This is a genomic window from Pseudomonas hormoni, assembly GCF_018502625.1.
Lineage (GTDB): Bacteria > Pseudomonadota > Gammaproteobacteria > Pseudomonadales > Pseudomonadaceae > Aquipseudomonas > Aquipseudomonas hormoni.
Genome location: NZ_CP075566.1, coordinates 1,444,342 through 1,470,721, shown reverse-complemented (window position 1 = coordinate 1,470,721; position 26,380 = coordinate 1,444,342). Strand labels below are relative to the sequence as shown.

The 26,380-nt window shown below is 60.2% G+C and carries 21 protein-coding genes and 3 tRNA genes; 4 read left to right on the top strand and 20 right to left on the bottom strand.

Going from position 1 to position 26,380, the window contains the following annotated elements; translation table 11 throughout:
- From rhmD to aldA, 3 genes are read left to right on the top strand one after another with little or no spacing between them, the layout of a single operon-like run.
- Nucleotides 1-1,185: an L-rhamnonate dehydratase gene (gene rhmD / locus KJF94_RS06785; protein ID WP_214382118.1), complete on the top strand. Its 1,185-nt coding sequence runs from the start codon at nucleotides 1-3 to the stop codon at nucleotides 1,183-1,185.
- A 14-nt stretch (nucleotides 1,186-1,199) separates the two neighbouring features.
- Nucleotides 1,200-2,000, top strand: a complete 801-nt coding sequence (locus KJF94_RS06780) for an aldolase/citrate lyase family protein (RefSeq protein WP_214382116.1) — start codon at nucleotides 1,200-1,202, stop codon at nucleotides 1,998-2,000.
- Between the two features lie 14 nt (nucleotides 2,001-2,014).
- Nucleotides 2,015-3,439 (top strand): aldehyde dehydrogenase, encoded by a 1,425-nt coding sequence (aldA, locus tag KJF94_RS06775; RefSeq protein ID WP_214382114.1) that lies wholly within the window; start codon nucleotides 2,015-2,017, stop codon nucleotides 3,437-3,439.
- Nucleotides 3,440-3,582: 143 nt separating this feature from the next.
- On the opposite strand, the gene KJF94_RS06770 is transcribed toward aldA, so the two are convergent.
- The 18 genes from KJF94_RS06770 to truA all read right to left on the bottom strand — a co-directional run bounded on the left by KJF94_RS06770 (nucleotide 3,583) and on the right by truA (nucleotide 21,362).
- A complete protein-coding gene (locus KJF94_RS06770) occupies nucleotides 3,583-6,000 on the bottom strand; it encodes a TonB-dependent receptor (protein WP_214382112.1) in 2,418 nt (805 codons plus the stop codon).
- Between the two features lie 67 nt (nucleotides 6,001-6,067).
- Nucleotides 6,068-7,012 carry a FecR domain-containing protein gene (locus tag KJF94_RS06765; RefSeq protein ID WP_214382110.1) on the bottom strand — a complete coding sequence of 315 codons (945 nt, stop codon included), beginning with the start codon at nucleotides 7,010-7,012 and terminating at the stop codon, nucleotides 6,068-6,070.
- Entirely contained in the window at nucleotides 7,009-7,518 is a 510-nt protein-coding gene (locus KJF94_RS06760; protein ID WP_214382108.1) for a sigma-70 family RNA polymerase sigma factor, read from the bottom strand. The genes KJF94_RS06765 and KJF94_RS06760 overlap by 4 nt, the downstream gene beginning before the upstream one ends.
- 253 nt (nucleotides 7,519-7,771) lie before the next feature.
- The gene (msrA, locus tag KJF94_RS06755; RefSeq protein WP_214382106.1) at nucleotides 7,772-8,221 is read right to left on the bottom strand and encodes a peptide-methionine (S)-S-oxide reductase MsrA; all 450 of its coding nucleotides are present in this window, start codon (nucleotides 8,219-8,221) and stop codon (nucleotides 7,772-7,774) included.
- Between the two features lie 49 nt (nucleotides 8,222-8,270).
- Complete coding sequence (locus tag KJF94_RS06750; protein ID WP_214382104.1) at nucleotides 8,271-9,320, bottom strand: ABC transporter substrate-binding protein; 1,050 nt, start codon at nucleotides 9,318-9,320, stop codon at nucleotides 8,271-8,273.
- Nucleotides 9,321-9,329: 9 nt separating this feature from the next.
- Nucleotides 9,330-11,375 carry an ATP-binding cassette domain-containing protein gene (locus tag KJF94_RS06745; protein WP_250548295.1) on the bottom strand — a complete coding sequence of 682 codons (2,046 nt, stop codon included), beginning with the start codon at nucleotides 11,373-11,375 and terminating at the stop codon, nucleotides 9,330-9,332.
- Between the two features lie 633 nt (nucleotides 11,376-12,008).
- A tRNA-Asp gene (locus KJF94_RS06740) sits at nucleotides 12,009-12,085 on the bottom strand.
- A 102-nt stretch (nucleotides 12,086-12,187) separates the two neighbouring features.
- Nucleotides 12,188-12,264, bottom strand: a tRNA-Asp gene (locus tag KJF94_RS06735).
- 54 nt (nucleotides 12,265-12,318) lie between these two features.
- Nucleotides 12,319-12,394: transfer RNA gene (locus tag KJF94_RS06730), tRNA-Val, on the bottom strand.
- A gap of 115 nt (nucleotides 12,395-12,509) precedes the next feature.
- The gene (locus KJF94_RS06725; protein ID WP_214382102.1) at nucleotides 12,510-13,286 is read right to left on the bottom strand and encodes an SDR family oxidoreductase; all 777 of its coding nucleotides are present in this window, start codon (nucleotides 13,284-13,286) and stop codon (nucleotides 12,510-12,512) included.
- Complete coding sequence (locus KJF94_RS06720) at nucleotides 13,283-14,494, bottom strand: O-succinylhomoserine sulfhydrylase (protein ID WP_214382100.1); 1,212 nt, start codon at nucleotides 14,492-14,494, stop codon at nucleotides 13,283-13,285. The genes KJF94_RS06725 and KJF94_RS06720 overlap by 4 nt, the downstream gene beginning before the upstream one ends.
- A gap of 66 nt (nucleotides 14,495-14,560) precedes the next feature.
- Nucleotides 14,561-16,066 (bottom strand): amidophosphoribosyltransferase, encoded by a 1,506-nt coding sequence (gene purF, locus KJF94_RS06715; RefSeq protein WP_007935163.1) that lies wholly within the window; start codon nucleotides 16,064-16,066, stop codon nucleotides 14,561-14,563.
- Nucleotides 16,067-16,107: 41 nt separating this feature from the next.
- Nucleotides 16,108-16,668 (bottom strand): CvpA family protein, encoded by a 561-nt coding sequence (locus KJF94_RS06710; protein ID WP_214382098.1) that lies wholly within the window; start codon nucleotides 16,666-16,668, stop codon nucleotides 16,108-16,110.
- Between the two features lie 99 nt (nucleotides 16,669-16,767).
- Nucleotides 16,768-17,433 (bottom strand): SPOR domain-containing protein, encoded by a 666-nt coding sequence (locus KJF94_RS06705; protein ID WP_214382096.1) that lies wholly within the window; start codon nucleotides 17,431-17,433, stop codon nucleotides 16,768-16,770.
- A complete protein-coding gene (gene folC, locus KJF94_RS06700) occupies nucleotides 17,417-18,724 on the bottom strand; it encodes a bifunctional tetrahydrofolate synthase/dihydrofolate synthase (protein WP_214382094.1) in 1,308 nt (435 codons plus the stop codon). Before folC ends, KJF94_RS06705 begins: the two co-directional genes overlap by 17 nt.
- On the bottom strand, nucleotides 18,721-19,641 hold the full coding sequence (gene accD, locus KJF94_RS06695; protein WP_214382092.1) for an acetyl-CoA carboxylase, carboxyltransferase subunit beta: 921 nt from the start codon (nucleotides 19,639-19,641) through the stop codon (nucleotides 18,721-18,723). The genes folC and accD overlap by 4 nt, the downstream gene beginning before the upstream one ends.
- Before the next feature lie 209 nt (nucleotides 19,642-19,850).
- Nucleotides 19,851-20,474: a phosphoribosylanthranilate isomerase gene (locus tag KJF94_RS06690; RefSeq protein ID WP_214382090.1), complete on the bottom strand. Its 624-nt coding sequence runs from the start codon at nucleotides 20,472-20,474 to the stop codon at nucleotides 19,851-19,853.
- Nucleotides 20,475-20,537: 63 nt separating this feature from the next.
- Nucleotides 20,538-21,362 (bottom strand): tRNA pseudouridine(38-40) synthase TruA, encoded by an 825-nt coding sequence (gene truA, locus KJF94_RS06685; protein ID WP_214384750.1) that lies wholly within the window; start codon nucleotides 21,360-21,362, stop codon nucleotides 20,538-20,540.
- Nucleotides 21,363-21,550: 188 nt separating this feature from the next.
- Between truA and KJF94_RS06680 the strand changes: the two genes are divergently transcribed.
- On the top strand, nucleotides 21,551-22,210 hold the full coding sequence (locus tag KJF94_RS06680) for a M24 family metallopeptidase (RefSeq protein ID WP_214382088.1): 660 nt from the start codon (nucleotides 21,551-21,553) through the stop codon (nucleotides 22,208-22,210).
- Nucleotides 22,211-22,387: 177 nt separating this feature from the next.
- On the opposite strand, the gene KJF94_RS06675 is transcribed toward KJF94_RS06680, so the two are convergent.
- Nucleotides 22,388-25,024, bottom strand: coding sequence for a FimV/HubP family polar landmark protein (locus KJF94_RS06675; protein ID WP_214382086.1), 2,637 nt, complete (start codon nucleotides 25,022-25,024; stop codon nucleotides 22,388-22,390).
- Between the two features lie 208 nt (nucleotides 25,025-25,232).
- Nucleotides 25,233-26,243 carry an aspartate-semialdehyde dehydrogenase gene (locus KJF94_RS06670; RefSeq protein WP_214382084.1) on the bottom strand — a complete coding sequence of 337 codons (1,011 nt, stop codon included), beginning with the start codon at nucleotides 26,241-26,243 and terminating at the stop codon, nucleotides 25,233-25,235.
- Nucleotides 26,244-26,380: the final 137 nt, after the last annotated feature.

Sequence of the window (26,380 nt, the reverse complement as noted above, 5' to 3'; positions counted from 1 at the left end):
ATGGGCATTCCAACCATCAAACACGTCCGCGCTTTCACGCTGCGAGGCGGCGGCGCGGATTATCACGATCAGGCGGACGGCCACTGGATCGACGATCACATTGCCACGCCGATGAGTAAATACCCGGAGTACCGCCAGAGCCGCCGCACCTTCGGCATCAACGTACTCGGCACGCTGGTGGTGGAAATCGAAGCCAGCGACGGCACCGTCGGTTTTGCCGTGACCACTGGCGGTGAGCCCGCGGCCTACATCGTTGAGAAACACCTGGCGCGTTTCCTTGAAGGCGCACGGGTCACCGACATCGAAAAAATCTGGGATCAGATGTACCAGTCGACCCTGTATTACGGGCGTAAAGGCATCGTGATCAATACGATTTCCGGGGTCGATCTGGCGCTGTGGGACCTGCTCGGCAAGATCCGCCAAGAGCCAGTGCATCAGTTGCTCGGCGGCGCGGTACGCGATGAATTGCAGTTCTACGCCACCGGCGCTCGCCCGGACCTGGCGCAGAAAATGGGATTCATCGGCGGCAAGATGCCGTTGCACCACGGCCCGGCCGAAGGCGAGGAAGGCCTGCGCAAGAACCTCGAAGAACTGGCGACCATGCGCGAACGGGTCGGCCCGGACTTCTGGCTGATGCTCGATTGCTGGATGAGCCTGGACCTCAACTACGCCACCAAACTGGCAGTCGGTGCTCACGAATATGGCTTGAAGTGGATCGAAGAAGCCCTGCCGCCGGACGATTACTGGGGCTACGCCGCGCTGCGCAACAATGTGCCCAAAGGCATGCTGGTAACCACCGGCGAACACGAGGCCACTCGCTGGGGCTTTCGCATGCTGCTGGAGATGGGCTGCTGCGACATCATCCAGCCGGATGTCGGCTGGTGCGGCGGGATCACTGAACTGGTGAAGATTTCCGCCCTGGCCGACGCCCACAACGCGCTGGTCATTCCTCACGGCTCGTCGGTTTACAGCTATCACTTCGTCGCGACGCGGCATAACAGTCCATTCGCCGAGTTCCTGATGATGGCGCCGAAGGCTGACGAAGTGGTGCCGATGTTCCATCCGCAACTGCTCGGCGAACCCGTACCGGTGAACGGCCGTATGCGCCTGTCGGCACTCGACCAACCGGGCTTCGGCGTGACGCTCAACCCGGATTGCCAACTGCATCGGCCGTACAACCGCTGAGAAAGGACCCCGTCATGAACATGCCTCACAACGCTTTCAAGGCTGCCCTGAAAAACCCGACGACCCAGTACGGCATCTGGGCCGGTTTCGCCACGGGCTACGCCGCCGAGATCGTCGCCACTACCGGTTACGACTGGATGCTGATCGACGGTGAACACGCGCCGAACACCGTGCCCGGCGTACTCGCGCAACTGCAGGCGGTGGCGCCCTACTCCACCGCGCCAATCGTGCGTGCGGTGACGGGCGACGCCAACCTGATCAAGCAACTGCTGGATATCGGCGCGCAGACGCTGATGATCCCGATGGTCGAAACCGCCGAGCAGGCGGCGGCCCTGGTGCGCGCCATGCGTTATCCGCCGCACGGTATTCGTGGCGTCGGCGGCGGCCTGACCCGCGCCACCCGCTGGGACGGCGTGCCGGATTACCTGAACACCGCCCATGAACAGCTGTGCCTGATCGTTCAGGTGGAATCACGATTGGGTGTTGAAAACGTCGAAGCGATTGCCGCCGTCGAAGGCGTCGATGCGGTGTTTATCGGGCCCGCGGATTTGTCCATCGGGCTTGGTCATGCCGGAAATCCCGGTCACCCGGAAGTCCAGGAGCGCATTCAATACACGGTGAACGCCACGCTCGCGGCCGGCAAGGCGTGCGGCATTCTCGCGCCGAACGAAGAAGACGCGCGCCGCTATCAGAGCTGGGGTTGTCAGTTCATTGCGGTGGCCATCGATATCAGCCTGTTGCGTCAGAGCGCCATGACCACCCTTGCGCGCTATCGCACACCGGCCACCGCTCAAGCGCCGTCGCGCACCTACTGATCAAGGAGTCGTCCATGCCTGTTTACGAAAACTTCATCAACGGCCGGTTTGTGGTCAGCGCTGCTCATCTCGATGTGATCAACCCGGCCACCGGCGCGGTGCTGTCGAAAGTCCCGGCCTCGACTGCCGAAGACGTTGATCGCGCCCTCGCCGCCGCCCGCGCCGCGCAAAAAGACTGGGCGCGCAAACCGGCGATTGAACGCGCCGGGCATCTGCGTCGCATCGCCGCCAAGCTGCGGGAAAACGTCGCGCACCTGGCGCGCACCATCACCCTGGAACAAGGCAAGATCAGCGGCCTGGCGGAAGTCGAAGTCAACTTCACCGCCGATTACCTCGACTACATGGCCGAATGGGCAAGACGCATCGAAGGCGAAATCATCACCAGTGACCGGCAGAACGAAAACATCTTTCTGTTCCGTAAACCGCTGGGCGTGGTCGCCGGGATTCTGCCGTGGAATTTCCCGTTCTTCCTCATCGCCCGCAAGATGGCGCCGGCCCTGCTGACCGGCAACACCATCGTGATCAAACCCAGCGAAGAAACGCCGAACAACTGCTTTGAGTTCGCCCGCCTGGTAGCCGAAACCGACCTGCCGCCCGGCGTGTTCAATGTGGTCTGCGGCGATGGCCGAGTCGGCGCAGCGCTCAGCGCGCACAAGGGCGTGGACATGATCAGCTTCACCGGCAGCGTGGATACCGGCTCGCGGATCATGGCCGCCGCAGCGCCGAATATCACCAAGCTCAATCTGGAACTGGGCGGCAAGGCACCGGCGATTGTGCTGGCGGATGCCGATCTGGATCTGGCGGTGAAGGCCATCCGCGATTCGCGGATTATCAACAGCGGTCAGGTGTGCAACTGCGCCGAGCGGGTGTATGTCGAGCGCAAGGTCGCCGACCAGTTTATCGAACGTATCGCGGCGGCCATGAGCGCTACCCGCTTCGGCGACCCGATTGCCCAACCCGATATCGAAATGGGTCCGCTGATCAACCGCCAGGGTCTGGACAGCGTCAACCGTAAAGTCCGTACGGCGTTGAGCCAGGGTGCGAATTTGATCAGCGGCGGGCAGATTGCCGATCTGCCCAATGGTTTCCACTTTCAGCCCACCGTGCTGGCCGGCTGCCGGGCGGACATGGAAATCATGCGCGAAGAGATTTTCGGCCCGGTGCTGCCGATTCAGATCATTGACGACCTCGACGAAGCCATCGCCCTGGCCAACGACTGCGACTATGGCCTGACTTCATCGATCTACACCCGCGACCTGAGCAAAACGATGCATGCGATGCGCGAACTGGATTTTGGTGAAACCTATGTGAATCGGGAGAATTTCGAAGCCATGCAGGGCTTCCATGCCGGGGTGCGCAAATCCGGGATTGGTGGTGCGGATGGCAAGCATGGGTTGTATGAGTACACGCATACGCATGCGGTGTATTTGCAGGGCTGAAACTGGCGGCGTTGCTGATGCCGCCATCGCGGGCAAGCCCGCTCCCACAGGATCTTTGTTGTTCACTCAATTTGTGTCACAACGCAGATCACTGTGGGAGCGGGCTTGCCCGCGATGGCGTCAGGTCAGCCAATGAGATGGCGTCAGAAATCGACGGTTGCCGAAAGCAGGTAAGTCCGCGGCGTCGACAGCGTCAATCCAGGCTCGCTGTCATCCGAGGCTCCGGCTGAACTCCAGTAACGCTTGTCCGCCACGTTCTCGACATTGGCGCGCAGGGTGATGTTCTTGTCTTCGACCTTGAACGCATAGCGTGCGCCCACGTCGAAACGCTCCCACGAATCGATTTCCTTGTTGTTGGACTGGTCCAGAAACTGCGAGCTGGAATAGATGCCGCGGCTGGTCAGGGTCAAGCCCTGTACGGTCGGCACGTCCCACTCGGCGCCCAGGTTGACGTTGTATTTGGGCGTGGCAGGCGCGCGGTTGCCGTCGAAAGTGCCATTGGTGGTGTTGGTCAACTCGCTGTCGATGTACATGACACCCCCGAGCAAGCGGAAACCTTTGAGCGGCTCACCGAACACACTCAGCTCCACACCGTCGTTCTGACGTTTTCCATTCGGGCCGAAAACGCGCGTCGTGGCGTTGGTCTCATAGGCCGGCTGCTTGATCCGGAACACCGCGGCGGTCACGGCGAACTGACCCGCGTCGTACTTGGCGCCGACCTCGACCTGGCGGCTGACGAATGGCGGGAAGATCTCGTCCTCGTTGATCGAGGTCGACGGTGCGATCTTGCCCTGGCTCAGGCCTTCCATGTAGTTGGCATACAGCGACAGCTTGTCAGTCGCCTTGAACAGGATGCCGCCTGACGGCGAAATCTTTTCCTCGTCGTAGGCGGTGTCGCCTCTGACGTTATCGGTCCAGTCGTCAACCTTCACGCGCTGCCAGCGGGCGCCGAGGGTCAGCAGCAGTCGGTCATCGAAGAACCCCAGGGTGTCGGACAACGCCACACCGGTGGAGCGGTTCTCGGTGTAGACCTTCGAATCGAGTCGAGTGGGCCTGACGGGCGTGCGTGTTTCCACGGGGTTGTAGAGGTTGCTGTTGGCATTGGCATAACGGGCGCCGCCATTTTCGAAGTCCATGTAGAAATAGCTGGCGGCCAGGTTGACCTCATGGCTCACCGGGCCGGTGTGGAACCAGTTGCGCACTCCGGCGGTAGCCGTCCGGACACTTTCGTCACGGGTGAAGTCACGGGGTTGAACAATGAAGTCGCCCCTGTTGTTGGTGACCGAAACGGCATGACGAAGGAAGTCATGATTGCTCTCGCGCGCGCCCACACCGCCGTACAACATGACGTTATCGCTGACATCGAATTCGCCGTTCACCGTGCCGAACGTGTCGTTGGTACTCGCCTTGCTCCAGGGTTGCGCATAGTTGTGACGTACATCGCTGGCATGCGGAACCTGCGCGTTGGCGCCGACCTGCACGCGCTCTTGCGGCGCGTCGGTATCACGCTCGGTGCGCCCGAGGTCGGTCGAGAGTCGCAGGCGTTCACCGCGAAAATCCAGGCCCAGCACGGCCATCTCGCGGTCGACATTCTGGTGATCCCATTCGGTGTCGCCGGACTGCTTCACGCCGTTGAAACGAATCCCGAACTTGTTGTCTTCACCGAAGCGCCTGCCGATATCCACGGCACCGCCGGTCTGGCTGTCGGACGCGTAGTTGCCGGTAAACGAAGTGATCGGCTTGTCGGTCGCGCGCTTGGGCACCACGTTGATCCCGCCACCCACGGCGCCTCGCGGCGAGATGCCGTTGATGAGCTGGCTCGGGCCTTTGAGAATGTCGACGCGATCGGCCATTTCCATGTCGATCGTATAAGTCGGCAAGACGCCGTAGAGACCGTTGTAGGCGACATCACTGTTGAACAGGCTGAACCCGCGAATGGTGAATTGCTCATAACGCCCGCCCGCCGGGTTGGTGGCGCGAACCGAAGGATCGCTGGCGATCAGCTCGCCCAGGGTACGCGCCTGCAAGTTCTTGACCGCCTCACTGGTGTAAGTGGTCATGCTGAACGGCGTTTCCATGAAGTCTTTCGAGCCCAGCAAGCCTTGCGATCCGCGGCGCGCGACCTGGCCACCGGCATACACCTCGCCGTCCGCCCCGCCGGTGACACCGAGAATTGAGGTGGGGGCCAGTTGCAGGCTGCTGCCTTCTGGCGCCGGGGTCAGGATGTAAGCCTGTTCGCCCACCGGTTGCAGTTGCAGACCGGAACCCTGCAACAGCCGGGCAAAGCCCTCCTCCACGGCGAATTCACCGGACAGACCGGCGCTGTTGCGACCACTCACCAACGCCGGGTCTACCGAGAGATTGACGCCAGCCAACCCGGCGAAACGGGTCAGCGCATCGCTCAGGCTGCCGGCAGGCACCTGATAACTGCGCCGGGCACTGTCTTCAGCCCAGCTTGCGGTCATGAACATTGGACTGGCACTCAGGCCCAACAACAGGCTCAGGTGCAACAACGGACGCAGGCGCAAAGAAGCCGGGCGTGGATGGCAGGTTGCGGACATTGAAATGGCTCTCTTGATTCGTTCACATGCCTTGAATGACAAGCGAGCCGAAAAAAGGGGACAGGCTTCACACACTATTTTTGCGCGGCAGCAACGTGACCCAGTAACGGGTTCGGGAATGCACCTCCAGCGGCAGGCTGGCCGCGAGCAGCGCGAGGACGCGATCAGTGTCGTCCAGCAGGAAACTGCCGGTGACGCGCAGTGTTTCCAGCTCCGGCTCCCAGCGCAGAACGCCCGGTCGGTAAGTGCCGAGTTCGCGGAGGAAATCGCCCAGCGGCTGGTTCTTCGCCATCAGCACACCTTCGCGCCAACCTGGAGCCAGCGCATCGAATGGCGTGATCGCTCCGGCACCTACCGCTTGCAGGCTGACCTGCTGACCGCCGCGCACTGCCAGCGCGGGCCCCTGCAAGGGCTGCAACTGCACGGAACCGTTGAACACCGACACTCGACAGCCTTGCGCGTGCTGGCGAACGCAGACTTCGCTTTGACTGACGATTACATTTCCGAACTTCGTCTGGATCGTCAGCGGCGTAGTACCCGGAACCTTCAGCGACAGTTCGCCCTCGATCAATTTCACGCGGCGGCTCTGCAAATCCACATCGACGGCGCTGGCGGTGTTGAGTTGCAAGGAACTGCCATCGGCGAGCTGCACTTTTTTGCGCTCGCCAGTGGCCGTGTGCAGGTCGGCACTCCAGACATCCAGCGGCAATTGTCGACTGAGCAGCCAGGCCGTCGGCACCAACGCCACGGCGCCCAATGCGCGCTTGAGCACCACGCGCCGCGCCGGATCAGGACGATCCAGACTGCTCAACGCCAACCCTGAAGGCAGATCGGCGAAACGCTGACGCAAGGCTTGCGCCTTCTGCCAGGCCTGATCGTGAGTGGCACAGGTATCAAGCCAACGCTGCAAATTCGCTCGGTCCTGTTCATTGGCGCCGCCCGATTCCAGCAACGCAAGCCACTGCGCCGCCGCACGGACCGCCTGACGGGCATCGGATGCTTGACTGTTCACAGGTCCACCAACAGGCAATGCTCGTAGGCTTGCGCCATGTAGCGTTTGATCGTGCGCTCGGACACCTCCAGGCGCTCGGCGATTTGCTGGTAGTTCAAGCCTTCGAGCTGACTCCAGAGAAACGCCCGTCGCACTGCCCTCGGCAGTCCGTCGAGCAGCTCATCCAGTGCTTGCAGGGTTTCCAGCAGCAGCCAGCGCTGTTCGGGTGATGGCGCACACTCGTCGGGCATCGACGCCAACGCAGCCACATAGGCCTGCTCCAGACTGCGACGCTGGTAGAAATTGCTCAGCAGGCGTTTGCCCACGGTCAGCAGATAGGCACGGGGTTCTTGCAGGTCGGCGATCCGCTGGGAGCTGGCAAGCAAACGCAGGAACGTATCCTGGCTCAGGTCCGCCGCATCACAACCGTTGCCCATGCGTCTTCTCAACCAGCTTTCAAGCCAGCCACGGTGATCGCGGTACAGGTCGTGAAGGGTTTGCTCCTTCGGCATCGCTGCATCACTCATCTCAAGAAGCCCTGTGCCAAGGAGTTATCGTAAATGAGAGTGATTCTAATTAATGTCGGAGCTGTGGACCAAGTCCTTTATGCACCGCACGTGCAGAAAGTTGGGACTGGAAAGACTGGAGAGGCATAAAAGCCCAATTTCAGACACAAAAAACCCCGGTCTTTCGACCAGGGTCTTTTGCTATCGAGCCGAGCGCATCCCGTGCGGCGCGACCTTTACTGGATGACTACGCCATAGAAAGGCTGTAACCGATCTAGAGCGCGCAGCTGGTTTTGCCATGCTTTTCCAGATAACGCTGTTGCTCTTCATCGGCCAGTTCGAACGTACCCAACGCCAGCAAGTGGGTGACAACAGGCCTGCTGTAGCGGCCCGACGCTTCCAGCTGCTGTTTGGCATGGCTGGCCAACGTGTGTTGCTGCGCTGATTGAAAGAAAATCGCCGAGCGGTATTTGACGCCGGCATCAGCGCCTTGGCGGTCCACTGACGTCGGATCATGCAGCGCCCAGAAATGTTCGATCAAACCCGAATACGACAACGTGGCAGGGTCGAAATCCACCTGTACGACTTCGATTTTCAGTTGGGCTTCATCGGGTGCAGAGGCGTATCCAACCCGAGTATCGATCACCCCCTCCAGCGCCCGAATTGCCGCTTCGGCGCCCCAGAAACACCCTGCACCCAACGTGGCTTGTTCAAGCTGACTCATAGAAGTTCCTCTTGGTGCTTAACCGCACATGACGCTTATCGTTGATGAGTTATTGAGCGGAACTGACTTTTTCCGCGGACGGGACCAACCAGCGATCAACAATGTCCGGGTTGGCGATGACCCAGGTTCTTGCCACCACATCGGCCGGCTGTTTGTCTTTTTCGATTTTCAGAATCAAATCATTGATGACGTTGGGATCAATGGCAACGTTTTCCAGAAAGCTGGCGATACGAGGTGCACGCTTTTGCAATGTGCTGGAGGCGAGTACATAAATCTTCGCATCAGGAAACGCGCAGGTGATTTTGCTTTTGCTCAGCCAGTCAGCATCGACGGTCGGACTGATAAATTTCCAGCAACCATCGACCTTATAGAGAGGATCGTCTTTTTTGTTGTCCTGGGCGTAGCCATCGAACGCAGGTTCATCGAGGCGACGAAGATCGAAAGCGGAAAAAATCCAGTCTGGGGTGTAGGCATAAAACACCACACCTTTCTCTCTCTGATAAGCAGCGGCCAACTTGGCATAGGTCACCGAAGCTTCGGTGGACACCGATTCAAATTTGTCGGAAAAACCATAATCCTTGGCCTTGATTTCACCGATGTAACTCGACTCCCAACCGGCCGGCCCAACCAGCAATTGCGACTTTCCACCGCCCAGCGGTTCAAACAGTTTAGCCACTTCCGGTTTCTTCAAGTCGTAGACGGAGTGGACGTTGTATTTATCCTGAATGTAACCGGGAATATAAAACCCCTGTACGCCGATGTAAGGGTGTTTGTTCGCCACCAGTGATTTCGTGCCGCCCGCGACGTACTTTGCCCACGCTGCCGACTGATTGGGCAACCAGATGTCGCTGACCACGTCGACTGAACCATCACCTTTCGCCGCGGCTGCCAACAACACCGGCACATCACCCGCCAAGTAAGAAACATCACCGTCCAAGCGAGTTTTTATCACTTCGCCAAGGATGTGTTGAATCGCGATGGCGCCTGTCCAATTCAGTTCGCCGATCACTACTTTGTCTTTGGCCATGACAGGGTTGACGCCCGCCAACAGACCGAACAACGCCGACGCAGCGACGGCACGATTCCACAATTTACCCATGTCGACATCTCACTTTTGATTGAAGGTGCGGTCCTGCTCACGCAGAGTTGATTGAATAATGCGATCGGGGATCAAGGCACAGAACACAATGGCGATACCCGCTAACATGCCCTCGCCCCCTTTGATATTGCGCAGCGCCGTCATCACGTCGTACCCCAGCCCCCCGGCACCGATCAACGCCGCGACAACGACCATCGAAAGGCTCATGACCAGTGTCTGATTGACCCCGAGCAATAACGACCGGGCGGCCAACGGCAATTCGACTTTGAGCAGCGTCTGCCATGACGTGGCCCCGTGGGCGACAGCAGCCTCGATGGCATTTTTCGGGACTTCCTGAATACCCAGCGCCGTCAGGCGAATCATCGGTGCCAGGGAAAAAATCACCGTGGCGATCACTGCTGGCGTTTTGCCCACAGAGAAAAAAGCCACCGCAGGGATCAAGTAGACGAAGGTCGGCAAGGTTTGCATGACATCGAGTATCGGCGTGACGATTCGGCGCAGCAGCGGCTTCCTGGCCAACACAATGCCCACCGGTACACCAATCACCAGCGAAATGAACACGGAGGCTCCCACCAATGCCAATGTCGCTACGGTTCTGTCCCAGAAGCCGAACAAGCCGATGTACATCATCGCTGCCGCACTGACGAGCGCCAATGTCAGGCCGGCAGAGCGCCACGCAAGTACGATCACCGTCAGTGTCAGCACTGGCCATGGCAGCCAGCCAAGGACGCTTTCGATGCCCTCGATCACAGAACGGACGGCCACGATGACGCCAACAAAGCTGCTCTCGAAGGTGACTTGCGACCAAACGATCAATTGGTCGATCGCACCGGCTGTCGCCAGCATCGAGGCACGATGAACCGGGAACTGCTGCAGGACGCCAAGGGTGTCCGGCGAGAACACGCGCCATGCCACTAACGCCTGGCCGACCAAGAGCAACACCACAGGTAAAACCCAGGCATTACTGACGGTCCGCACTGCCGACGTCGCCCACGAAACACTCACGACTCGGCTTGCAACACCGATGACGGCACCGGCGAGAGCGATAGACCATTGCTGCGTCAACCATCCATGCCCGAACAGCGCCACAGCTGCCAACTCCAGGGCAAACATCAGCCAGAACATAGCGCCTCGCCCATAGGCAGCGAAGGTCGCGGGGCCCAGCAACAACGCTTGCCATTTATGAAGTGTCGGATGGCCCGATCGAGGTAATGGCGGGTCGGACACGGGACGCAGCGGAGTTTTTTTCGGGGCCGGTCGCCGGATTGGCGCGACAGTGGCGTCACGGAAAAAGTCAGCAACCTCGTCATCAGCCGGATGCTGCAATAACTGTTCGCACGAGCCAACCTGAATCAGCTTGCCACCCCGCAGCACCGCAACCCGATCGCCAAGGCGCAAGGCTTCGGCGGGATCATGGGTCACCAGCAGCGCGGTGATTCCCCGTTCGCGAACAAGTTGCAAGAAGTGACTTTGCAGGTCGCGACGAATAGTCGGGTCCAGCGCACTGAATGGCTCGTCCATCAACAGAATGTCGGGATGGGTCACCAATGCGCGAGCCAGCCCGACCCGCTGCTGCATACCGCCCGATAGCTCATGAGGATAGTGGTCGCCCCAACCTTCAAGCCCCACGGCTCGCAGCTCTTTATCAGCGGCAGCGTTTCGGATTGCCTCGGCCTCACCGCGCAGCTCCAGCGGCAACGCTACGTTGTCGCGAACGCTACGGTGCGGCAGTAAACCGAAGTGCTGAAAGACCATGCCGATGCGCCGTGATCGGAGGTCTCGTAAGGCCTTGCCCGACAGCGTGCTGATATCTTCACCACCGATGAGCACCTCACCCCGGGTGGGCTCAATCAATCTGTTGATATGGCGCAAGAGTGTCGACTTGCCGCTGCCGGAGGCTCCCATCAAGCACAGCACTTCGCCGCGAAATACCTTGAGGGTGACGTCGTCTATGGCCTGCAGCAAATCATTCCTTCGCAATGACTTATAAACTTTGCTGATGCTGCGAAGTTCGACCACTACTTCCCGGTCGAGCAAACTATGAACATCCGACACGCGATCGCTCGCTCCGGGCAATAACTGTACGGGCACGCCATTCAACTCCGAGCACGGAAAGTCCCACGCACTTATATAAGTACGAAAACAATGGGACTTGAAATTATTGGGCAAGGACTAGCGGCTGATAGAAGCCAGCGTTTGCCTCCCTGGCGGCGGAGTATGGTAGAAACCACGCGGACACCAAAAGATTTAAAAACACTAACCTTATGCTAATTGAGCGCTGATTTATTGGTTTGTTCGGCGTTTGTATCACACTGTATCAAGTGGGTATTTAGATACACTGAGACACTTAACAAAACTGAAAATGCCAATAGCGAACACACGTCTGCGGCAACGCTACTTCGATCTATAGACAACTTGGAGAACAGGAAGGCCTTACAGTCATCGTAGACAGCAGATAGCTCCAGCACGGACAACCGAGCGAGCGAAAGCGCATCGACGAATGATGATCAAGTTTGTTTGGAGGAGTCGTATCAAAGGGGGGGAGGACAACGTTCGGAAACTGCAGAAAGGCAAATTTCAGACACAAAAAACCCCGGTCTTTCGACCAGGGTCTTTGCTATCGACGCGAAGATAAACCAGTGGTTTCCTTCGTAGCTCCAAGGCGTTCAGTGGGCCTTGAGGCAGATATGGCGCAGCGGACGGGACTCGAACCCGCGACCCCCGGCGTGACAGGCCGGTATTCTAACCGACTGAACTACCGCTGCGTATCGCTTTGGACTTGCGTCCTAACTCGTCTGATTGAAGCTCCGAGACTTTTCAATCTCTCTTTCAATCTCAAATCAGGGATAAACCTGACTCGGAAAATATGGCGCAGCGGACGGGACTCGAACCCGCGACCCCCGGCGTGACAGGCCGGTATTCTAACCGACTGAACTACCGCTGCGCGTCGGTGGAGGCTTTTCAGCTTCCATCTTGCTTTCGCAAGACTCTCAAGAAGTGGTGGGTGATGACGGGATCGAACCGCCGACATTCTGCTTGTAAGGCAGACGCTCTCCCAGCTGAGCTAATCACCCTTTGCTTCTCTGAGGCCGCGAAATTTACGCACCTAACGAAGCTAAGTCAATAGCCCGCTTGAAGTTTTTCTGAAAAAGACAAAATCGTGTCATTCGGGGCAACGCCCCTGCCCCATTACTCGCTGTAAATCATCTTCTTGGTCATGCCGCCATCGACCACAAACTCCTGGCCCGTGACGAAACCCGCATTCTTCGACAGCAGCCAGGCCACCATCGCCGCCACGTCCTCGACCGTCCCCACCCTGCCCGCCGGATGCTGTGCATGGTCAGCTTCGGTGAGTGGCTCGGCACGCCGCACCGCAGGGTCCCGCGCATCGATCCAGCCAGGACTGACGGCATTGACGCGAACTTCCGGACCCAGGCTGATCGCCAACGCGTGAGTCAGGGCCAACAGCCCGCCCTTGCTCGCCGCATAAGCCTCTGTGTCGGGTTCTGACTGCCCGGCACGGGTCGAGGCCAGGTTGACGATCGCGCCACTGTGAGCACGCAGGTACGGCGCACAGTGCTTGGCCAACAGCATCGGCCCACTGAGATTCACCGCCAGCACCCGATTCCAGTAAGCCAGATCAAGGCTTTCCAGAGTGTTGTTGTGCGGATCGGCCACTGCCGCATTGCATACCAGCGCATCCAGGCGCCCGAACTGCCCCAGCACTTCGGCAACGCCCAGCGCGACCTGCCCTTCATTCGAGACGTCCATGGCGATGAACCAGGCGTTCTCACCCAGCACCTTCGCCACTTTCGAACCGCGCACCCGATCCAGGTCCGTCAACACCACCTGCCAGCCTTCGCTGATCAGCCAGGCCGCGATCCCCAGACCGATGCCCCGCGCTGCACCGGTCACCAGTGCAACACGGCCATTGGAACCGGTAGTCGGGATGGACAACTCGATCACAAGGCAGCCAACCCGCGCGCCAGATCGGCCTGCAGGTCAGCCACGTCTTCCAGACCGACTGCAATGCGGATCAGGCTGTCACGAATGCCCGCCGCTTCACGCTCTTGAGGCGCCAGACGGCCATGGGAGGTGGTGCTCGGGTGGGTGATGGTGGTCTTGCTGTCGCCGAGGTTGGCGGTAATCGAAATCAACCGGGTCGCATCGATAAAGCGCCAGGCGCCCTCTTTGCCACCCTTGACCTCGAAACTCACCACGGCGCCGAAACCTTTCTGCTGACGCTGAGCCAACTCGTGCTGCGGGTGGCTTTTCAGGCCGGCGTAATGGACTTTTTCGATACCGTCCTGCTGCTCCAGCCATTCGGCCAGTTGCTGGGCATTGGCACAGTGCGCCTTCATGCGCAGGCTCAGGGTTTCGAGGCCCTTGAGGAAAATCCAGGCATTGAACGGGCTCAAGGTTGGCCCGGCAGTGCGCAGGAAACCGACCACTTCTTTCATCTGCTCGCTACGACCGGCTACAACGCCGCCCATGCAACGGCCCTGGCCGTCGATAAACTTGGTCGCCGAGTGCACGACGATGTCCGCGCCCATCTTCAGCGGCTGCTGCAACGCAGGCGTGCAGAAGCAGTTGTCCACCACCAGCATCGCGCCTTTGGCGTGAGCGATTTTCGACAATTCGGCGATATCCACCAGCTCGGCCAGCGGGTTGGACGGCGACTCGACGAACAGCAATTTGGTGTTGGACTTGATCGCCGCATCCCAGCCGGACAGGTCCGCCAGAGGCACGTAATCGACTTCGATGCCGAAGCGCTTGAAGTACTTCTCGAACAGGCTGATGGTCGAACCGAAAACGCTGCGCGATACCAGCACATGGTCGCCAGCACTGCACAGGCTCATCACCACCGCCATGATCGCGGCCATGCCGGTGGCGGTGGCCACCGCTTGCTCAGCGCTTTCCAGCGCGGCAATGCGCTCTTCGAACGCGCGAACGGTCGGGTTGGTGTAACGCGAGTAAACGTTGCCCGGCACTTCCCCGGCAAAGCGCGCGGCCGCGTCGGCGGCGGTACGGAATACATAGCTGGAAGTGAAGAACATCGGATCACCGTGTTCGCCTTCCGGCGTACGGTGCTGTCCGGCGCGTACGGCCAGGGTATCGAACGCTACGCCTTCGAGGTCGCTGTCCAGCCGACCGGCATCCCAATCCTGACTCATGCTGTCACTCCTTGCCTTGCTCTTTATTGGTAGATACAAAACCGGCCCCTCAGGGCCGGTAGTTACTCAGTTGTTGTACAGATCGATGATCGCACTGACTGCCTGCGTCTTGACCTTGGAGGCATCGTTACGTGCCTGCTCGATCTTGTTCAGGTAAGCCTCGTCGACGTCGCCGGTGACGTACTGGCCGTCGAACACCGCGCAATCGAACTTGTCGATCTTGATCTTGCCGCCACCTACCGCTTCGATCAAGTCAGGCAAGTCCTGATAGATCAGCCAGTCTGCGCCGATCAGATCCGCCACGTCCTGGGTCGAACGGTTGTGGGCGATCAGCTCGTGGGCGCTCGGCATGTCGATGCCGTAGACGTTCGGGTAGCGAACGGCCGGTGCCGCGGAGCAGAAGTAGACGTTCTTGGCACCGGCTTCGCGGGCCATCTGGATGATCTGCTTGCAGGTGGTGCCGCGAACGATCGAGTCGTCCACCAGCATCACGTTCTTGCCGCGGAATTCCAGTTCGATGGCGTTGAGCTTCTGGCGTACGGATTTTTTCCGTGCAGCCTGGCCCGGCATGATGAAGGTCCGACCGATGTAGCGGTTCTTCACGAAGCCTTCGCGGAACTTGACGCCCAGGTGGTTCGCCAGTTCCAGCGCCGCGGTGCGGCTGGTGTCCGGAATCGGGATGACCACGTCGATGTCGTGATCCGGACGCTCGCGCAGGATCTTCTCGGCGAGCTTCTCACCCATGCGCAGACGGGCCTTGTAGACCGACACGCCGTCGATGATCGAATCCGGACGCGCCAGGTAGACGTGTTCGAAGATGCACGGGGTCAGGGACGGGTTGGTCGCGCACTGACGGGTGTGCAGCTTGCCGTCTTCAGTGATGTAGACCGCTTCGCCCGGTGCCAGGTCGCGAATCAGGGTGAAACCGAGCACGTCCAGGGACACGCTTTCGGAGGCGATCATGTACTCGACGCCTTCGTCGGTGTGACGCTGACCGAAGACGATCGGGCGGATGCCGTGCGGGTCGCGGAAACCGACGATGCCGTAGCCGGTCACCATCGCCACGACGGCGTAACCACCCACGCACCGGTTGTGCACGTCAGTCACGGCGGCGAACACGTCTTCTTCGGTCGGCTGCAGCTTGCCGCGCTGGGCCAGTTCGTGCGCGAACACGTTCAGCAGCACTTCCGAATCGGAGTTGGTGTTGACGTGGCGCAGGTCAGATTCGTAAATCTCCTTGGCCAGCTGTTCAACGTTGGTCAGGTTACCGTTGTGCGCCAGGGTGATGCCGTAAGGCGAGTTGACGTAAAACGGTTGAGCTTCGGCCGAGGTCGAGCTGCCCGCGGTCGGATAACGCACATGGCCAATGCCCATGTGGCCGACCAGACGCTGCATGTGACGCTGATGGAACACGTCACGCACCAGGCCGTTGTCCTTGCGCAGGAATAACCGGCCGTCATGGCTGGTCACGATACCGGCAGCGTCCTGGCCGCGGTGCTGGAGGACGGTTAGCGCGTCATACAGCGCCTGATTGACGTTCGACTTACCGACGATACCGACGATGCCACACATGCGACGCAACCCCTACTTAATGGATCTGAACTGAACACAACTCACTGAGGCATTTTGGCCGTCGGCAAGAGGTGCTCCTTGAACGGTATTTCAGCGGGTACGCTGATACCGCTGGCAAGCCACTGACTGCTCCACCCGAGGATCAGGTTTTTGGACCAGTCTGCGACCAATAGAAATTTTGGCACGAGCTGCGACTGTTGCCACCACCCGTCCTGCTGTACCGGCCCCAGGCTCAACAGCCCGACCGCCACGACCACCAGCAACACGCCACGCGCGGCGCCGAAGGCCATGCCGAGGAATCGATCGGTCCCGGACAACCCGGTAACGCGAACCAATTCGCCGATAAGATAATTGATCATTGCGCCTACGATCAGCGTGGCGACAAACATTATTGCGCAGCCCGCTATCACGCGAGCCGATGGCGTTTCGATGTATCCGGCGAGGTACTCGGACAATGCACCACCGAACATCCAGGCGACGACTCCTGCAATGATCCAGGTCACCAGCGATAATGCTTCCTTGACGAAGCCGCGGCTCAGACTGATCAATGCGGAGATGGCGATGATTGCAACGATCGCCCAGTCAACCCAGGTAAATGGCACAGTGCAGCCTACAGACGGATAAGGCGGCGCATTTTAGCAGAGCCCATGCTTATCGGTAAGCTGCGATTGTCAGTGCATTTCAAATCGGGGCGATAGTTTTCAACCGCGCTCAGGCTGGAAGCGCACCACAAAACCCTTGAGGTTCTGCTGACGGTTCAACAAGTCGCGCAGACGATCGGCTTCTGCACGCTCGATCAGTGGCCCGACGAACACCCGATTCTTGCCGTCAGCCGTTCGAATGTAGGCGTTGTAACCCTGGCTGCGCAGGGTTTTTTGCAGGTTTTCCGCGCTGGCACGGTTCGACAGGCTGGCCAGTTGCACCGACCAGCTGACCGAGAGGCCATTGGCGTCGACGCGGCTTTGAGTCGTGTCCGGCTTGCCCGGTGCGGCAGTGATCGGCTGGCTTGGCGCAGTCGTTGGTTTGTTGACCGGAGCCGGTGCCGGAGGCGGCGTTACCGGTTTCACGGCAGGCGCAGGCGTGACGGGCGCCGTCGGTGCGACCGGTATCGATGGCTCTTCCTGCTGGGCGATGTCGTCATCACTCGGCACGGGTTCTTGCGGCAAGGCTTGAGGCTCGGGCACGACCACCGGCTCAACCTGAACCTGCGGCACCGAAGGCGCCTGCGGCGCAGCCGGTGCTTCGACCGTGACCTGACGCTGCTCATCCTGACGGGAAAAGAGCATCGGCAGGAAAATCACTGCCAGCGCCACCAGCACCAGGGCGCCGACCATGCGCTGTTTGTAGGCCTTATCCAGCAATGCCATTTGCCGCTTCCTCCGTGGAGCGCCGGGCCAGCCATTCAAGGGCCTCGGCAACACAATAAAATGATCCGAACAACAGAATCTCGTCGTCACTCGTCGCCAGCGCGCACTGCCCTTCCAAGGCGGCGGCCACGCTGTCATAGGACGTTACCGACGCACCAAGGTTCTGCAACGCTCCGTGCAAATCGGCAACCGGCCGCGCCCGCGGTGAATCCAGCGGCGCAACGGCCCAGTGCTGGACACTAGCATTCAATTCGCCGACAACACCATCCAGATCCTTGTCCGCCAGCAATCCAAACACTGCCAGACGCTTGCCGACCGGTGGCCGGCTCGCCAGGCGACGAGCCAGATACTCGGCCGCATGAGGGTTATGCCCCACATCCAGCAACAGGTTCAGACGCTTGCCCTGCCAGTCGAATTGTCGGCGATCGAGACGCCCGACCACTTTCGTGGCTTTCAGGGCATCAATAATTTGCGCATCCACCCAAGGCAAACCGAGCAGCAGATAGGCTTGTAACGCCAGTGCGGCGTTTTCCATCGGCAGATCGAGCAACGGCAAATTACGCAATTCGACCACACGCCCTTGAGCGTCCAGACCGCGCCATCGCCAGCTGTGATCGGTCACACCGAGGTCAAAATCGCGACCCCGCAGGAAAAACGGGCAAGCCAGCTCGCGCGCCTTGTCCAGCAGAGGTTGAGGAGGATTCAGATCGCCACAGAGCGCAGGCGCGCCCTGGCGGAAGATGCCGGCTTTCTCAAATGCCACGGATTCACGGGTGTCGCCCAGATAATCGGCGTGATCAACGCCAATGCTGGTCACCAGCGCCATGTCGGCATCCACCACGTTGACCGTATCCAGACGCCCGCCCAGGCCGACTTCCAGCACCACGGCATCAAGCCCGGACTGTTGAAACAGCCAGAACGCCGCCAGGGTGCCCATCTCGAAATACGTCAGGGACGTCTCGCCACGACCCGCCTCTACCGCAGCAAAGGCCTCGCACAGCTCGGCATCAGTCGCTTCGATGCCGTTGACCTGCACCCGCTCGTTGTAACGCAGCAGGTGCGGAGAATTATAGACACCAACTTTCAGACCCTGCGCCCGCAGCAACGAAGCCACGAATGCGCAGGTAGAACCCTTGCCGTTGGTGCCGGTGACCGTGATCACCCGAGGCGCCGGCTTGCCCAGCCCCATGCGGGACGCTACCTGTTGCGAGCGCTCCAGCCCCATGTCGATGGCCGAAGGGTGCAACTGCTCAAGGTAGGCGAGCCACTCGCCAAGGGTGCGTTGGGTCATATGTTTGCAGGCACCGGCGGAACCACGATCGGCTCGATGGGTGCAGCGACGAATTTCGGCGTCGGCTTGCCGGTCAGTTGCGCCAGCAGGTTGCCCAGACGCGGACGCAGTTCCTGGCGGTGAATGATCATGTCGATCGCACCGTGCTCCAGCAGGAATTCGCTGCGCTGGAAGCCTTCCGGCAGTTTTTCGCGAACGGTTTGCTCGATCACGCGCGGGCCGGCGAAGCCGATCAGGGCTTTCGGCTCACCGACAATCACGTCGCCAAGCATCGCGAGGCTGGCGGAAACGCCGCCGTAGACCGGGTCGGTCAGCACGGAGATGAACGGTATGCCTTCTTCACGCAGACGCGCCAGCACCGCGGAGGTCTTGGCCATTTGCATCAGGGAAATCAGGGCTTCCTGCATCCGCGCACCACCGGAAGCGGCGAAGCAGATCATCGGGCATTTGTTTTCCAGGGCGTAGTTGGCGGCGCGCACGAAGCGCTCACCGACGATGGCACCCATGGAACCGCCCATGAAGGAGAATTCGAAGGCCGAAACCACCACCGGCATACCCAGCAGGGTGCCGCTCATGGAGATCAGTGCGTCTTTCTCGCCAGTCTGCTTTTGCGCAGCGGTCAGACGGTCCTTGTACTTCTTGCCGTCACGGAATTTCAGGCGGTCGACCGGCTCCAGGTCCGCACCCAGCTCATTGCGGCCTTCGGCGTCGAGGAAAATGTCGATACGGGCGCGAGCGCCGATACGCATGTGGTGGTTGCACTTGGGGCAAACGTCCAGGGTCTTTTCCAGCTCCGGACGATACAGCACAGCCTCGCAAGACGGGCATTTGTGCCACAGACCTTCAGGCACCGAGCTCTTCTTGACCTCGGAACGCATGATCGAAGGGATCAGTTTGTCTACTAACCAGTTGCTCATGCTTTCTTTCTCCAGTACCGGCGGCCCGAACGCTCTGGTTCGCAGCCCCGCGTATGCCCTTGAGCTAAATTCATGTGTGTGGCGATGATCGGTGGATGGCCGGGTCAGTGAAGCGTGACCTGCGTACAACCCATCAATCCTCAGCCGTGCCTGCTTTGTGCAGCGCAGTGCATTTTGGGACGGCGGCAGTCTGCCAGCCGTCACATCAACTACGTGCTACTACGTACAGCCTTGATGAATGCCTGAATCTTTGCGTGATCCTTGATGCCCTTGCTCGCCTCTACCCCACCGCTGACGTCCACGGCGTAAGGCCGGACCCTTGCAATCGCCTCGGCGACATTGTCCGGCGTCAAGCCGCCCGCCAGGATGATCGGTTTGCTCAAGCCTTGCGGTATCAGAGACCAGTCGAATGCTTCGCCGGTTCCGCCGGGTACGCCTTCAACGTAGGCGTCGAGCAGGATACCGCTCGCGCTCGGAAACGCATCGCATGCCGCCGCGATATCGTCGCCGGCCTTGACCCGCAGCGCCTTGATGTACGGCCGGTGCCAGCCTTCACAGTCGGCAGCGGTCTCATCGCCATGAAACTGGAGTAAGTCCAGCGGCACGGCATCGAGCAGTTCGCCCAACTCGCAACGGCTGGCGTTGACGAACAAACCCACGGTAGTCACGAACGGCGGCAGCGCCTTGATGATGTCGCGCGCCTGCTGGAACGTCACGGCCCGTGGGCTCTTGGCGTAAAACACAAACCCGATCGCATCCGCGCCAGCCTCGACCGCCGCCAACGCATCTTCTATGCGGGTAATCCCGCAAATCTTGCTGCGAACGGCTGACATGTCGATAAAACCTCAGGGCAAATCCGGGAAAGTCCCGGATGGTAACAAATGCGTTCGAGGGCGTCAGCCGTCAAGTTCGGCGAAACCGGTCAGGAAGTGTGGGCCAATGTAACGCTCGGGCAATTCGAACTCATCGCGGTACTCGACCTGCACCAGATACAGGCCGAATGGATGCGCCGTCACCCCGCCGGAACGGCGAATCCGGCTCTCCAGCACTTCTTTCATCCACTCCACCGGACGCTCGCCGGCGCCGATGGTCATCAGTACCCCGGCAATGTTGCGCACCATGTGGTGCAGGAAGGCGCTGGCGCGAATATCCAGCACGATCATCTTGCCGTGGCGCGTGACGCGCAGGTGATGCAGCTCCTTGATCGGTGACTTGGCCTGGCACTGGCCCGCGCGGAAAGCGCTGAAATCGTGGGTGCCGACCAGGTATTGCGCGGCCTCGGCCATGCGCTCGACGTCGAGGGGGCGGTGATTCCAGGTGATTTCTTCGTTCAGGTGCGCCGGGCGGATCTGATCGTTGTAGATCACGTAGCGATAGCGCCGGGCGATGGCCTTGAACCGCGCATGGAAATGCGCCGGCATGACCTTGGCCCAGCTGACACTGACGTCGTGGGGCAAGTTGATGTTGGCGCCCATGACCCAGGCTTTCATCGAACGCTCGACCTGCGTGTCGAAATGCACCACCTGGCCGCACGCATGCACGCCCGCGTCCGTACGCCCGGCACAGAGCAGCGACACCGGTGAGTCGGCGACTTTGGACAAAGCCTTTTCCAGGGTTTCCTGCACCGTGAGCACACCGGACGCCTGACGCTGCCAGCCGCGAAAGCGCGAGCCTTTGTATTCAACGCCCAAGGCGATGCGGAAAAAGCCGTCGGCCGCCATTTCGGCAGCCGGGTTATCTATATTTGCCAAGGAGTGACAGCCTGCTGATGTACGCAAAGGCGGGCATTATAAGGCCGCCGGACCGGGACGCCAGAGGCGTGTGATGTTTGTGCCGTTGCGGTGCCCATGCAGATTTCGCTATATAGATAAATACACAACGAAAAACAGAAAACCACCGAGACCTGACGATGACCGCACTCCTCAAAGAAGCCGTCGGCCTGGCTTACAGCCTGGAAGGCATGGTGCACGCCAAACGCAAGACGTGGGAAGCCATCGACGAGATGGCCCGACGCATCAAACCCGGCATGCGCGAATCCGAGGCGCTGGCCATGAGCCTTGAAGTATTGAACGAGCTAGGGATGGATCGCATCTGGCACCCCTCGAAGATCCGCTTTGGCAAAAACACCCTGAAAACCTTCAAGCAACGTTCCGAAGGCGATCCGGTACTGGCGGAGAACGACATTTTCTTTATCGACCTCGGCGTCGTCTGGGATCGCCATGAAGGCGACTCTGGCGCAACGTTTGTCGTCGGCAACGATCCCGAAATGAAGGCGTGCGCGACGGCAGCCAAGACGTTGTTCGATCAGGTTCACGATTACTGGCGCACCCGGCAAGTGGCCGGCCCCGAGTTGTACCGTTACGCCGACGAACAGGCAACGGAGATGGGCTGGAAGTTGAACCTGGAGATCAAGGGGCACCGGGTCAGTGATTTTCCCCATGCGATTTATCGTGCCGGGGATTTGGGCAATTTCGAGGAGTGTCCGAATGTCGGGCTGTGGATTCTGGAAATCCAGATCGCCCACCCTACCCGGCCGTTTGGTGCGTTTTATGAGGATTTGTTGGCTTGAGCCAAAAAGCTTCGCGGCCAAGTCGGATCGCCGCACCGCTCGCTCCTACGGGGATCACCGAACCTGTAGGAGCGAGCTTTGCCCGCGAAGACATCCCGACAAACACCATCGCATTATCATTCAAACAAAAACGGCAGCCTCAATGGGCTGCCGTTTTTTTTACAACTTACTGACTCATCAAGCCAGACGCGCCAGCATTTCCTTCGCTTCGCTCTTCTGACCCGCATCACCCTCGGTCACGACTTCGTTGAGGATGTCCCGTGCGCCGTCGGCGTCGCCCATGTCGATGTAGGCCTGGGCCAGATCGAGTTTGGTGGCGACTTCGTCGGTGCCGGAGAGGAAATCGAATTCCGGCTCGTCAGCGGCGGAAGCCAATGCGTCTTCTGCGGTAAAGGTTGGTTCGCCAATGCTCTGGGACAGACGATCCAGCTCGGCGTTGACGTCATCCAGCTCAGCCGCGAATGCATCCGGAGCATCCATTTCATCGGCCAGCGACAGATCGAAATCCGCCGGCAGCTCCAGATCATCCAGCGCTACCTCAGGAGCGGCCGGCACTTCAGCAGCAGGCAAGTCCTTGACGTCGTCATCCAGGCTCAACAGGAAATCGTCTTCAGCGAGGATCCCCGACGACGGCTCTCCACCGAGGTCCATGTCCAGATCGAAGTCCGACAGGTCGTCGAGGTTTTCCTTGATTTCGGTCTGCTGCTGCAGCACCGACTCAAAGCTCAGGTCGTCGTCCAGCGGGAATTCATCCAGTTCGGCCAAAGCCTCTGGCGAAGGCGCCGACTCAGGTGCAACCACCGCAGGAGAGGCCGTTTCCAGATCATCCAGACTCAGATCAAACGCGCTGTCGAAGTCGTCATCGGCCAGTGCCGGTGCCGGTTCTTCGGGCTCGTCCTTCAACAGATCCTGGACGTATTGGGCGTCCAGCTCGGCAGCGACGGCCGCAGCAGCCAGACCACCCGCCACGACGACCGCCATGGCCGGGAAGCGGCTTTTCAGCTCTTCGACACGGGCAAAGTTTTCGCCGTTGGCCACGAGCTGACGCTCCTGGGCCACGAACGCATCGCGATCGCCCTGCTGACCGTAGACTTCCATCAGCTTCAGACGCAGGTCACTGCGCTGAGGTTCTTGTTTGATGCCGTCTTCCAGCAACGCAGCAGCCTGATTCAGGCGACCGGCGGCCATGTGCGACTGCGCCTTGGTCAGCACGTCGTCATCGCGATCAGCGGCAGGCGCGACCAGTGGTGCGGCAATCGGCGGCGTTACCACCACTGGCGCAATCACTGGAGCTGGAGCCGGTGCCGGGGTCAGCGCTGGTGCAGGAGCCGGTGCGGTCGCGAGCTTCACGCTTGGCGGCGGCACTTCCAGACCTTCAAAGCTGCTTTCAGGCAAGTCCAGATCAGCAGAGAACTCCTGCTCCTCGGACAACGCACGGGCCATGCGCAGGTGTTTTTCGGCTTCCTGCTGGGCTTTGCGGCGACGGGCCAGCAACAGCAGCAACAGCAGCACAACCACCGCCCCGCCACCGACCATGCCCAGCAACCACGGATTGGTCAGCAGTTCGTTGAACTTCTGGTCGTCAGATGTTGCAGGCGCTGGCTCGGTTGGCGTCTCGGCCGGGGCCGGCGTTGCTTCAGGGGCCGCCGCCGAAGGGGCAGGCGTTGCCGGCGCGGCTGCGACTGGCGCAGGGCTCGGACTCAATTCGGCCGAGATGGCCGGAGCCGTCGTCGCAGCAGCCGGCGCACCCGCAGCACCTTCAGCCTGCAACTTGGCCAGTTGATTGTTCTTCAGCTCGATCAGGCGTTGCAGCTTGTCCAACTGGCTTTGCAGATCGGTCATGCGGCCTTTCAGTTCAGCGTTGTCACGACGGGTCGTGTCGAGGCTTTCCTGGGTCACTGCCAGTTTGTTGCTCAAGGCCTTCGCATCACCTGCCGCACCTTTGCCACCGGCCTTGCCGGACTCGGCAGACACCAGGCTCAGATTGTCCTTGGCGGGCTGCCCAGGAGCGCCTTCACCGCGAGCGCGTTTGGTCGCGTCGAGTTGCTGCTGCCCTGTACCAGGCTTGGCTACATAGCGACGACCCTGACGCCACGCGGTGTTCTGCGCGGCGACTTCAGCAATCGCCTTGGGTTGCGGCACGCTGGTGGCCTGCGTCTGATCCGGCAGGCGCAGGACCTGACCGGTCTTCAGCAGGTTGATGTTGCCGTTGATGAACGCATCCGGGTTCAGCGCCTGGATGGCCAACATGGTTTGCTGAACCGAGCCGCCATTACGCGCCTTCTCGGCGATTTCCCACAGGGTATCGCGTGGCGTGGTGGTGTATTGGGTCGGTTTGGTGGCGCCGGTCACGGGTGCAGTGACCGTCTGGGTCGGTGCCGGTTGCGCAGCCGCTTCAGCGGTTTGCGGCGAGAATTTGGACGGATCGAGCAGCACGCTGTAATCGCGCAGAAGGCGACCGTTGGGCCACATCACCTGAACCAGGAATTTCACCATCGGTTCGGACAGCGGCTTGCTGGACGTCACACGCAGGACGCTTTTGCCACTGGCGTTGAGCACCGGGGTGAAGCTCAGGTCGTTGAGAAACGCCTGGCGATCGACACCGGCCTTGGCGAAATCTTCCGGCGACGCCAGGCTCGGCACCACTTCGGCAGCGGTGAGGTCCTTGACGTCGAGCAGCTCGATTTCCGCCACCAGCGGCTGGTTCAGCGACGATTTCAGGGTCAATTCCCCGAGCCCGAGCGCATGCGCCATACCGGAGGACAGCGCCGAGGCGGCCGCTATTGCTAACACCAGTTTGCGAACTTGAACCATAGCCTCATCCTTTGTCTGAACATTCCTCGGCCAGCGAGAAGGTGTTGATAGTCGCTGCCGTAAGGCATTGCGCGCGGCGGCGAAGGGTCGTCGCGCGCGATCATTTCTTTCATGCCCCGGAAAGCCCCGCAGGGTGACTCGCCTTCAGCAATCCGGCCAGGCATGGTGCCCGGCCAGAATCATTCTGCAAATTGTTGCCAAGTATCTTTTACAGCAGGTCTTTTATCAACAATTCAGCCACCTGCACAGCATTGAGCGCCGCGCCTTTGCGTACGTTATCTGACGTCAGCCACAAATTAAGTTCCGACGGGTCGTCGATTCCAGCGCGAACCCGACCGACGTAGACCACGTCTTGCCCCACCGCGTCGCCGACCGCGGTCGGGTAATCGCCGGCTTCTACCAGTTCGATACCCGGCGCGTCTTCCAGCGCTTCGTTGATTTTCGCCAGGTCCACAGCGCTTGCTGACTGCAAGGTCACGCTAAAGCTATCGCCAAAAAACACCGGGGCTTGAATGCAAGTGACGGAAATCTTTAATAAAGGCAAAGCCATGACCTGACGCAGTTCACGCACCAGGCGCTTTTCCAGCAGCGTATGGCCCTGATCATCCGGCTTGCCGACTTGCGCCAGCAGGTTGAAAGCCATCTGCCGGTCGAAGAAAGTCGGCTCCAGCGGACGCACATTGAGCAGTTCGGCGGTTTGCCGGGCCAGTTCAGTGACGGCTTCGCGCCCCTGGGCAGAAACGGCCAGACTGGCGGTCACATTGACGCGCTGCAGGTCGAGCAGACCGAGCAACGGTGCGAGCACTACGGCCAACGTGGTGGCCGATGGGCTTGGACTGCTGACCTGGTACGGTTTTTTCAGACCGGCCAACACCTGGGCATTGGCTTCCGGCACCACTTGTGGCGCCTGATCGGCCGGCAAGGCGCCGGACAGATCGATCAACGAGCAACCGGCGGCTGTGGCGCGCGAGGCGAAACTCAAGGTCACCGCCGGGCCTGCGGCGAAAAAAACCAACTGCACTTTGCTGAAGTCGAACTCATCCACTTCCCGCACCCGCACGTTCTTGCCGCGAAACGGCACTGAATGCCCGGCGGATTCGCTGCTGGCCAGCAGATGCAGGTTGCCGACCGGAAAGTCGCGTTCTTCGAGAATCTGCACCAGCGTTTCGCCGACAGTACCGGTGGCGCCGATCACGGCAATATCAAAGGACTGGCTCATGGTTCTACCTCTGGCGAAACGGGGGGAGCGGCACTTTACCGGGTGGTGGGCACGCAGGCAATTCGGTGGAGATTTGCGGCGCCTGTTCCGGCCCCATCGCGGGCAAGCCCGCTCCCACAGTTTTCAGCGGTGTACAC

Bases quoted from the DNA above. Each gene is read 5' to 3' on its own strand.
- KJF94_RS06705 (WP_214382096.1), bottom strand. From the start codon at position 17,433: ATGGCATTGCTGGATAAGGCCTACAAACAGCGCATGGTCGGCGCCCTG.
- KJF94_RS06670 (WP_214382084.1), bottom strand. From the start codon at position 26,243: ATGAGCCAGTCCTTTGATATTGCCGTGATCGGCGCCACCGGTACTGTC.
- rhmD (WP_214382118.1), top strand. From the start codon at position 1: ATGGGCATTCCAACCATCAAACACGTCCGCGCTTTCACGCTGCGAGGC.
- KJF94_RS06760 (WP_214382108.1), bottom strand. From the start codon at position 7,518: ATGAGTGATGCAGCGATGCCGAAGGAGCAAACCCTTCACGACCTGTAC.
- accD (WP_214382092.1), bottom strand. From the start codon at position 19,641: ATGAGCAACTGGTTAGTAGACAAACTGATCCCTTCGATCATGCGTTCC.
- KJF94_RS06690 (WP_214382090.1), bottom strand. From the start codon at position 20,474: ATGTCAGCCGTTCGCAGCAAGATTTGCGGGATTACCCGCATAGAAGAT.
- KJF94_RS06780 (WP_214382116.1), top strand. From the start codon at position 1,200: ATGAACATGCCTCACAACGCTTTCAAGGCTGCCCTGAAAAACCCGACG.
- aldA (WP_214382114.1), top strand. From the start codon at position 2,015: ATGCCTGTTTACGAAAACTTCATCAACGGCCGGTTTGTGGTCAGCGCT.
- KJF94_RS06720 (WP_214382100.1), bottom strand. From the start codon at position 14,494: ATGAGTCAGGATTGGGATGCCGGTCGGCTGGACAGCGACCTCGAAGGC.
- KJF94_RS06675 (WP_214382086.1), bottom strand. From the start codon at position 25,024: ATGGTTCAAGTTCGCAAACTGGTGTTAGCAATAGCGGCCGCCTCGGCG.
- KJF94_RS06750 (WP_214382104.1), bottom strand. From the start codon at position 9,320: ATGGGTAAATTGTGGAATCGTGCCGTCGCTGCGTCGGCGTTGTTCGGT.
- folC (WP_214382094.1), bottom strand. From the start codon at position 18,724: ATGACCCAACGCACCCTTGGCGAGTGGCTCGCCTACCTTGAGCAGTTG.
- purF (WP_007935163.1), bottom strand. From the start codon at position 16,066: ATGTGTGGCATCGTCGGTATCGTCGGTAAGTCGAACGTCAATCAGGCG.
- msrA (WP_214382106.1), bottom strand. From the start codon at position 8,221: ATGAGTCAGCTTGAACAAGCCACGTTGGGTGCAGGGTGTTTCTGGGGC.
- truA (WP_214384750.1), bottom strand. From the start codon at position 21,362: ATGGCGGCCGACGGCTTTTTCCGCATCGCCTTGGGCGTTGAATACAAA.
- KJF94_RS06770 (WP_214382112.1), bottom strand. From the start codon at position 6,000: ATGTCCGCAACCTGCCATCCACGCCCGGCTTCTTTGCGCCTGCGTCCG.
- KJF94_RS06680 (WP_214382088.1), top strand. From the start codon at position 21,551: ATGACCGCACTCCTCAAAGAAGCCGTCGGCCTGGCTTACAGCCTGGAA.